Genomic DNA, 9,304 nt, shown 5'->3' with positions numbered 1-9,304 from the left:
CCGGAAGTTAAGCTCTTCAGCGCCGATGGTACTGCACCGGGGACGGTGTGGGAGAGTAGGTCGCCGCCGGACAATCTTTCAAGGAGGGTCACCCCGTATGGGGTGGCCCTTCTTTGCGTTTCCGGGGTCTTTTCGGGGAAGGCCTTCCCGGCGTTGGGGGAAGGCCTTCCCGGGGTCAGTCGTTCTGAGGTCGGTCGTGCGGTGCGGGGCTCGGTGCGGTGCGGAGCAGAGGCTTACTCCGGGTCTTTCCCGGCAGGCCTCCGCGAGATTTCCCGAAAGGCCTCCGCAGGGCTTTCCCGGGAGGCTTTCTGCGGCTTTCTCGGGAACTTCGCGGGAGCGGTGGTGTGTGTCCGAAAGGCGCCTCGTCGGGGTGGGCAGGGCCATGGACAAACCGGGGCCATGGACAAGGAACCTGGACAAAAGGAGATGCCCTGGTCCGGGAGGAGCCAGGGCATCAGGAGTGGGCCTTCGGGAGACCGGGTCAGGGGGTGACGAACAAGGCGTCACCCACGGGGCGCTCGACGCCGTCTGAGGGCTGGTTGACCACCTTGTTGCCCACGACCATCGCGCTCGATCCGCCGCCGTCGAGGTTGATGGCCTGCTTGGCGCCCAGCCAGCGCATAAGCTGTGCCGCCTCGACCATCGAGGCTCCCACGGTGACGCCGGGAATGCGGCCGTCGACCGTGGCCAGGATCAGGCCGCCGTTCTTGGTGACTCCGGCCATCGTCCGGGGGTGGCGGCGGAGCATCATGTTGAGGGAGGCGTGTCCGTCGGCCAGCGCGCTGATGTGAATCCGGCCGTTTCTGACCAGGCCGACACCGCCGCCCATGACGTAGGTCGTGGGAGTGAGGGGCACGGCCCGCCGGGTCCGCAGGTCGATGACCTTGGTGTCCACCTTCACGGTCGCGGTCTCCGCGGCGTGCTCGAGCAGCCAGTCGGACATGACGCCGGTGCCGTGGAGCACAGAGAAACCACGAGGTACGGCGCCGCCCGCCTGACGGGCGGAGACGACTCGGCCCTGGGCGTCGATCACGGCTTCAGTGCCGCCGTCGGCCGCGGTCTTGGTCCCGAACTCCTCGGTGTAGAGCACGAGTTCGTCGGCGGCGGGGGCACGGTTGACTCCGTGGACCTCGGTTCTCGTCCCGTCGGACGAGGTCGCGGTGACGGTCGTCTTCAACTCCGTGATCTTGATCTTGCGGCCGCTCATGACCAGACCGGTCCGGCCTGTCACCGCCTCGCTGAGAAGTTTGCCGCCGACCACGGAGATCCCCATCGGGTCTCCCTTGATCTCCTTGACCGTGTGGATGTTGAAGAAGCCGCCGTTGACGCCGGCGATGGCGCCGGTGAGCTTCGACATCGAACTGGTGCTCTCGCTCTTGGCGATGCTGCGCCCGACGCTGGTCTTGAACGATCCCCTGAAGGCCTTCGGGTCCACCATCAGCACGCGGAGGTTCCAGGGGCCCGTGGTCTCCAGGCCGTCGTCGCCGAGGTAGTCGGCCTTGGCCCTGATGTCGAACTCCTTGAGCTCCTTGACCACCTTGTCGGCCTTGGCGCGCTGCTTGAGCGTCCACATTCCCACACGGACCACATAGCGCTCAACGGCCGGCGCGTCGGCGGCGGCGGGCTGGACCACCTTCTGGAGGCTCGGGGTGAACCCGGCGGCCTCCACCTGCTCGGCCTTCGCCTGAGCGGTGGCGAGGGTGCCGTCCTCGTGTCCGTTGGGCATCAGCACCGCCACGGTCCATCCCTGGGTGGACGTGCCGTACCGCACACTGAAAAGGTTCACTCCGGCGGCCACGTTGCGCTGGTCCTTCTTCACCGTCGCCACGTTCGCGCCGAGAGGGAACGCCGAGGCGGGGAAGGTCAGAGCAGCTCGTTCCGCCTGGGCCGGAATCGCGGTGACAACAAGTGTTACGGCTGTAAGCCCGACGACGAGACGTCGTGACATGTATATCTCTCCCCGTTGGTGACCATGCTTCGGTGCACCATCGTGCCGAGATCTACCTGCCAAGGTGAGCGAAACACGCTAAACGTCTCGAGAAAGTGTTCTTTCCCACACGGTGTCTTTGTGGATGACGACACTGTTCGTCCGAACCGCGCCCGGCTTTGGTCTCCGCGTACGCGCTGGTGACATGACTCCTAGGCGCGTCGTGTCCATGACAGGGGTCATATTCATGGCAAATGGTCAGGCGAAGGCGGGCCGTACGGAAGTCTGGTTTCGTACGGCCCGTGGCGTCATGGGGCTGTGAGCCTCCGGATCCCTCACTGCGTTCCTCCGGGCGTTCCTCCGGCGTGGATGCCCTGTCCTTCAGGGCGGGGAGCCCTCCAGCCGCTGGGCGGGGTCGTGAACCGTGAACCCCGGCTTCGGCCGGGAGGGTGTCAAGAGATGGAGTGGTACACCTTGCGGAGGGTCTCGTGGACGATCCAGGTGGTCTTGGCGCCCTCGGCGAGCAGGCAGACCGATCCCGGGACGAGTTCGATGCTGGCGCCGCCCTCCACCTCCACGGTGGCGCGGCCTGACAGGACCACGAAGATCTCGTCGCGTTCGACGTCGGTGACGGTGCCCGGGGTGATCTCCCAGATGCCCCTGCTCTGGGAGCCGTCGGGGGAGGACCACAGCTCGACCGAGGAGGTCTGGGGCGAGCCCGCCAGGATCTGGGCGGGGTCCAGCTCGTCGGGCGACAGCCGTACGTCGCCGGCGGGGACGGCGAAGAGACCGGCGGCGCCGACCATACGGGCAAGGTCGGCGGTCTCGGGGACGAGGATCTCGGGCATGGGGGCCTTTCAGGTGCGGGGGTTGTCTCTCCTGAAGGATTCCAGCGCCAGCAACGCGACGTGGAGGGAGAGACAGGACTCGATGTCGTCCAGGTCGATGTCGAGAACGCGTTCCAGCCTACGGAGCCGGTCGTAGAAGGCGGGCCGGGACAGGTGGGCCTTCTGCGCGGCGACGGCCTTGTTGCGGCCCGCGGCCAGGTAGATGCGCAGGATCCTGGTCAGGTCGCCGCCGCGCTGGGCGTCGTGGGCCAGCAGGGGGCCGAGCTCGCGCTCGGCGAAGGTCTGCAGGCGGGCGTCGTCTCTCAGCAGGTGCAACAGGCCGCGCAGGCGCAGGTCGGGCAGCCGGTAGAAGGCGCGCCCGTCGGGTTGTCTGACGGCGACGTCGGCGACCTGCTCGGCTTCGAGGAAGCTCCGCCGTACGTCGCGGATCGACTCGACGACCGAGCCCGCGGCCAGGACGAAGGGGGTGGTGAAGGTCATGCGCAGCCGGTCGGCGAGCGTGGTCAGCGAGGGCTCGGCGAGGGTGCGCGGGGGCAGGGGGAGCAGGACGCCGACGCGGTTCTGGTCGAGGGCGCCGACCAGGGCGGGAAAGCGGGCGTCGCGGCAGGCCGCGGCTGCGGCGTCGGCCAGCTCGCCGAGCTTCGCGAGCTGTTCCTGACCTTCGAGGGGGCCTTCCTGCGGCTCGCAGACGCGCAGCACCACGCTGATCAGCTTGCGCCCCGTGAGCGGCACGCCGACCGCCCTGGCGCGGGCCGCGGCCTCCTCGGGGTCGGAGTAGGCGTGGGTCAGGATGCCGGTGATGATCGTGCCGTGGGCCTGGCGTTCCAGTGACTCCTGGTGGCGCTCGAGCAGGCGGCCCAGCGCGAGGGTGGTCGCGGCGCGTTCGGCGAGCACGATGTCGCGTGGTCCGGGGGTGCTGTCGCACAGCAGGATCAGCCTGCCCCAGTCCTGGCCCCGCGCGCCGACCATGGTGACCAGCCAGCCGGAGGAGGAGTCGTAGGCGGTCCGCCCCTCAGGGGCCACCGCCCTCGAACGCGTCTCCCAGCTCGCCAGCAACGCCCCGGTGTCGCGTCCCGCGGTCTCGCAGGCCAGCACCTGGTGGGCGAGGTTCTCCAGCAGCACGGGACGCCCGGAGAGACGGGCGACCTGGCTGAGCACCTCGGCGGGGGAGGCGCCTTCGACCGACAGTTCGGTGAACACCTCGTGGAGCTGCTCGGAGGCGCGCAGCTCCTCGAGCTGGATGTCGATGATCCTGGCGTGCACCGACTCCGTGATCTGCACGAAGGGGGTCTCGCGGGCCAGCGTGACCAGGGGCAGGCCGTGCTCCTCGGCGGCGTTGACCACGGACCGGGGCAGTTCCCTGATGAACTTGCGGCCCAGCTCCACGATCAGGCCGGACGCTCCGACGGCGGCCAGCTCCGCGACGTAGGAGGTCAGGCTCTCCGGGTCGTCGGGCAGCGCGATGCCGGTGGTGAGAACGAGCTCTCCGCCGCGCAGCAGGTGGGCGATGTCGGTGACCTCCCCGACATGGACCCAGCGGACCCGGGTGTCCAGCCGGTCGGCTCCCGCGACCACTCGGGGGTTGCCCCTGCGGACGGTGTCCAAGGCGAGAACGTCGGCGATGGTTGGGAGCACCCACCGAGAGTATCTGATCAGACTGTAAGTTAGGACGGAACGTGCCTTACAGTATGGTAAGTCGATATGCCCCTTGAGTGCATTTCGGCATGACCAGTCCGGTTCCTCGCAGGGCTTCCGACCCGCTGGTTCTCGTGCTCCGTGGCCTTAGGATGACTTGACCTTTTCTCGGCCGAAGGGCGCGATGGTGAACATGGTTGAGACTACGGACAAGGCGAGACGTGGCTCCGCTCAGACCGCTTCAGCCGTCGAGGAACTCGATCTCCGCCAGCTCCTCGCGGGCCTCACGGCCGTACGGGACGGCGACTTCGGCACCCGCCTGCCCGACGAGGGCGACGGCCTGCTGAAGGAGATCGCCACCGTCTTCAACGGCATGGTGGACCAGCTGTCCCTGTTCACCTCCGAAGTGACGCGCGTCGCCCGCGAGGTCGGCACGGAGGGGCAACTGGGCGGGCAGGCCGACGTGCCGGGCGTCTCCGGCACGTGGAAGGACCTGACCGACTCGGTCAACGCCATGGCGGGCAACCTCACCGACCAGGTCCGTGACATCGCCCAGGTCGCCACCGCCGTGGCGACCGGCGACCTGTCGCAGAAGATCACCGTGGACGTCCGGGGCGAGATCCTGGAGCTGAAGAACACCCTCAACACGATGGTGGACCAGCTGTCGTCGTTCGCCGACGAGGTGACGAGGGTGGCTCGCGAGGTGGGCACCGACGGGCGGCTCGGCGGTCAGGCGGAGGTGACCGGGGTCGCCGGCACCTGGCGTGACCTGACCGACTCGGTGAACTTCATGGCGGGCAACCTCACCGACCAGGTCCGCAGCATCGCCCAGGTCACCACGGCGGTCGCGAAGGGCGACCTGTCGCAGAAGATCACCGTGGACGCCCGGGGTGAGATCCTCGAGCTGAAGAACACCATCAACACCATGGTGGACCAGCTGTCGTCGTTCGCCGACGAGGTGACGAGGGTGGCCCGCGAGGTCGGCACCGACGGGCGGCTCGGCGGTCAGGCCGACGTCAAGGGCGTCTCCGGCACCTGGCGTGACCTGACCGACTCGGTGAACTACATGGCGGGCAACCTCACCGACCAGGTCCGCAACATCTCCCAGGTGGCGACGGCGGTCGCGAGGGGCGACCTGTCGCAGAAGATCACCGTCTCGGCGCGCGGCGAGATCCTGGAGCTGAAGAACACCCTCAACACAATGGTGGACCAGCTGTCGTCGTTCGCCGACGAGGTGACGAGGGTGGCCCGCGAGGTCGGCACCGACGGGCGGCTCGGCGGTCAGGCCGACGTCAAGGGCGTCTCCGGCACCTGGAAGGCGCTCACCGAGTCGGTCAACGTGATGGCCGACAACCTCACCGCCCAGGTGCGCAGCATCGCCGAGGTCACCACGGCGGTCGCGAAGGGCGACCTGTCGCAGAAGATCCGGGTGGACGCCCGGGGCGAGATCCTGGAGCTGAAGGACACCATCAACACGATGGTGGACCAGCTGTCGGCCTTCGCCGACGAGGTGACGAGGGTGGCTCGCGAGGTCGGCACCGAGGGCAACCTCGGCGGCCAGGCCACGGTCCGCGGGGTCTCGGGCACCTGGAAGGACCTCACCGACAACGTCAACGTCATGGCCTCCAACCTGACCAGCCAGGTGCGCTCCATCGCCCAGGTGGCCACGGCGGTCGCCAGGGGCGACCTGTCGCAGAAGATCACCGTTGAGGCCAAGGGCGAGGTCGCCGCGCTCGCGCAGACCATCAACACGATGGTCGACACGCTGAGCGCCTTCGCCGACGAGGTGACCCGGGTGGCCCGCGAGGTCGGCACCGAGGGAGAGCTGGGCGGTCAGGCCCGCGTGCCCAACGTGGCGGGGACGTGGAAGGACCTCACCGACAACGTCAACTCGATGGCCAACAACCTCACCAACCAGGTCCGCAACATCGCGCAGGTCACCACGGCGGTCGCCCAGGGCGACCTGACGAAGAAGATCGACGTGGACGCGCGGGGCGAGATCCTGGAGCTGAAGACCACGATCAACACGATGGTGGACCAGCTGTCGTCGTTCGCCGCCGAGGTGACCCGGGTGGCCCGCGAGGTGGGCAGTGAGGGGCGGCTCGGCGGTCAGGCCGAGGTCGAGGGCGTGTCCGGCACGTGGAAGCGGCTGACGGAGAACGTCAACGAGCTGGCGGGCAACCTCACCCGTCAGGTGCGCGCGATCGCCGAGGTGACCAGCGCCGTGACGTCGGGCGACCTCACCCGCTCCATCACCGTCGACGCCTCGGGAGAGGTGGCGGAGCTCAAGGACAACATCAACTCCATGGTGAAGTCCCTGCGCGAGACCACGCTGGCCAACCAGGAACAGGACTGGCTCAAGTCCAACCTGGCCCACATCTCCAGCCTCATGCAGGGACACCGGGACCTCGCCGTCGTGGCCGAGCTGGTGATGAACGAGCTGGCCCCGCTGGTCTCCGCCCAGCACGGCACGTTCCTGCTGGCGGAGGAGAAGCCCGGCGGCCCCGAGCTGCGGGTGGTCGGCGGCTACGGCCACCGGGAGACCAGCCGCCGCTACGGCTTCGGGGAGTCGCTCGTGGGACAGGCCGCGCTCGCCAAGCGTCCCATCCTGGTCGAGGACATCGCCGCCGGCTACCTCACCATCTCCTCCAGCCTGGGGGCGGCGGGCCCGGTCAACCTCATCGTCCTGCCGATCATCGTCGAGGACCAGGTGCTCGGCGTGATCGAGCTGGCCAGCCTCAACCGGTTCACGCAGGTGCACAGGGCCTTCCTGGAGCAGCTGGTCGGGACCATCGGCGTCAACGTCAACACGATCGTCGCCAACGCCCGCACCGACTCCCTGCTCGCCGAGTCGCAGCGCCTCGCGACGGAGCTCCAGGTGGGGCAGGAGGAGCTGCAGCGCTCGAACGCCGAGCTGGAGGAGAAGGCGGAGCTGCTCGCCAGGCAGAACCGCGACATCGAGACGAAGAACAGCGAGATCGAGCAGGCGCGTCAGGAGCTGGAGGACCGCGCCAAGCAGCTCGCGCTCGCCTCCAAGTACAAGAGCGAGTTCCTGGCGAACATGAGCCACGAGCTGCGCACCCCGCTCAACTCGCTGCTCATCCTGGCCCAGCTGCTGGCCCAGAACCCGGCCAGGAACCTCACCGCCAAGCAGGTGGAGTACGCCAACGTCATCCACTCGGCGGGCACGGACCTGCTCCAGCTGATCAACGACATCCTCGACCTGTCCAAGATCGAGGCGGGCAAGATGAACATCACCGTCGAGCCCCTGCCCCTGCGGCAGCTGCTCGACTACGTCGAGGCGACCTTCCGGCCGCTGACCACGGAGAAGGGGCTCAGGTTCGACGTCACCGTCGCTCCCGACGTGCCGGAGGAGCTGCTGATGGACGAGCAGCGGCTGCGGCAGGTCCTGCGCAACCTGCTGTCCAACGCGGTGAAGTTCACCGAGAGCGGCTCGGTCGGGCTGCGCATCGAACGGGTCGCGCGGATGGACCTGCTGGGGGTCCGCGACCAGGAGGCGCTCGCCTTCCACGTGGTGGACACCGGCATAGGCATCGCGAAGGAGAACCTCTCCCAGATCTTCGACGCCTTCCAGCAGGCCGACGGCACCACCAGCCGCAAGTACGGCGGCACCGGCCTGGGCCTGTCCATAAGCCGTGAGATCGCCGCCCTGTTCAACGGCGAGATCAGGGCGGTCAGCGTCCTGGGGGAGGGCAGCACCTTCAGCCTCTGCCTGCCCGTCGCCGACGTCGCTCCCGACGCGTCCGACAGGCGGGCTCCCTCCGGCGCGGTCAAGCCGTCGGCCGCGCTTCCCGCGAGGTTTCCCGCCCCGGCGGCCGAGACGTCCTCCGGCGGAGGCGGTCGCCGTCTGCTCGTGGTCGAGTCCCGCCCCAACGGGCTGCTCTCCCAGCTCGCCGAGAGCGTCGCGGCCGACCTGAACGAGACGCACGGACCGGTCAGGCTGTCCACCGCCAACGATCCCGCGACCGCCGTCGACATCCTGCGGGAGGACGACTACCACTGCGTCGTCCTCGACCTGGGAATGCGGCAGGACGGGGCGGCGGAGTTCCTCCGCAGGCTCGACGAGGATCCGGCGCTGCGCGGCCTGCCCGTGCTCGCCCACCACACCCGCACGCTCACCCGGCCGCAGGAGAACCTGCTCAAGGGGCGTTCGAACACCCAGCCGCTCGAGCGCCTGCCCAGCCTCGACGAGCTGCGCGAGCGCATCACCCTGCACCTGTCGGCCCAGGAGCCGGGCGACGTGCTGCCGCTGGTGCAGGCCAGTCCCGACGAGCGCCCCCAGGCGGTCGAGGAGGCCGACACCGTGCTCGTCGACCGGAAGGTCCTGGTCATCGACGACGACGTCCGCAACGTCTTCGCGTTGACCAACATCCTCGAACTGCACGGCATGCAGGTGCTCTACGCGGAGAACGGCCGCAAGGGCATCGAGATGCTCTCGCGCAACGAGGACATCGACCTGGTCCTGATGGACATCATGATGCCGGAGATGGACGGCTACGCCGCCACCGCCGCCATCCGCAAGATGCCGCGCTTCGCCAACCTGCCGATCATCGCGGTGACCGCGAAGGCCATGCAGGGCGACAGGGAGAAGACGCTGTCGGCGGGGGCGAGCGACTACGTCACCAAGCCGGTCGACTCCCAGGAGCTGCTCACCCGCATCCAGCAGTGGCTGGAACTCTGACCGGCGCCCGCCTGCTTGCCGTCCGGGCGTGGCCGCCCCTGTCCGCCGCCGAAGGGCCATGGCGACGGACAGGCGAGGCCGCAGAAGAGCGACGCCACCGGTGAGCCACGACGCCGCCGATGGGACGCGAACGGGGCACAGACAGGACACAGAGGGGACAAGAAGGCCCCTCGGAGGTGGCGGCCGGTGATG

Annotated in this window: 4 protein-coding genes and 1 rRNA gene; 2 read left to right on the top strand and 3 right to left on the bottom strand. The window is 68.6% G+C overall.

Annotation, left to right across the window (positions count from 1 at the left end):
- Nucleotides 1-72 (top strand): 5S ribosomal RNA (gene rrf / locus PKF00_RS45275); the annotation flags it as partial.
- Nucleotides 73-481: 409 nt separating this feature from the next.
- Here the strand turns inward: rrf and PKF00_RS38735 are convergent.
- From PKF00_RS38735 to PKF00_RS38725, 3 genes are all read right to left on the bottom strand, one after another.
- Nucleotides 482-1,948 carry a phosphodiester glycosidase family protein gene (locus tag PKF00_RS38735; RefSeq protein WP_271222728.1) on the bottom strand — a complete coding sequence of 489 codons (1,467 nt, stop codon included), beginning with the start codon at nucleotides 1,946-1,948 and terminating at the stop codon, nucleotides 482-484.
- A gap of 431 nt (nucleotides 1,949-2,379) precedes the next feature.
- Nucleotides 2,380-2,775, bottom strand: a complete 396-nt coding sequence (locus tag PKF00_RS38730; protein ID WP_271222727.1) for a cupin domain-containing protein — start codon at nucleotides 2,773-2,775, stop codon at nucleotides 2,380-2,382.
- Between the two features lie 9 nt (nucleotides 2,776-2,784).
- On the bottom strand, nucleotides 2,785-4,410 hold the full coding sequence (locus PKF00_RS38725; protein WP_271222726.1) for a PucR family transcriptional regulator: 1,626 nt from the start codon (nucleotides 4,408-4,410) through the stop codon (nucleotides 2,785-2,787).
- A gap of 193 nt (nucleotides 4,411-4,603) precedes the next feature.
- On the opposite strand from PKF00_RS38725, the gene PKF00_RS38720 reads away from it, so the two are divergent.
- Nucleotides 4,604-9,112 carry a HAMP domain-containing protein gene (locus PKF00_RS38720; protein WP_271222725.1) on the top strand — a complete coding sequence of 1,503 codons (4,509 nt, stop codon included), beginning with the start codon at nucleotides 4,604-4,606 and terminating at the stop codon, nucleotides 9,110-9,112.
- The last annotated feature ends 192 nt before the right edge of the window (nucleotides 9,113-9,304 follow it).

The sequence above is a fragment of the Streptosporangium carneum genome, assembly GCF_027922005.1.
In the GTDB taxonomy this organism is placed as follows: domain Bacteria; phylum Actinomycetota; class Actinomycetes; order Streptosporangiales; family Streptosporangiaceae; genus Streptosporangium; species Streptosporangium carneum.
The sequence above is the reverse complement of the archived record's forward strand: the minus strand, read 5'-3'. Positions and strand labels throughout refer to the sequence as shown.

Coding starts and splice junctions, on each gene's coding strand:
- PKF00_RS38730 (WP_271222727.1), bottom strand. CDS start 2,775: ATGCCCGAGATCCTCGTCCCCGAGACCGCCGACCTTGCCCGTATGGTC.
- PKF00_RS38735 (WP_271222728.1), bottom strand. CDS start 1,948: ATGTCACGACGTCTCGTCGTCGGGCTTACAGCCGTAACACTTGTTGTC.
- PKF00_RS38720 (WP_271222725.1), top strand. CDS start 4,604: ATGGTTGAGACTACGGACAAGGCGAGACGTGGCTCCGCTCAGACCGCT.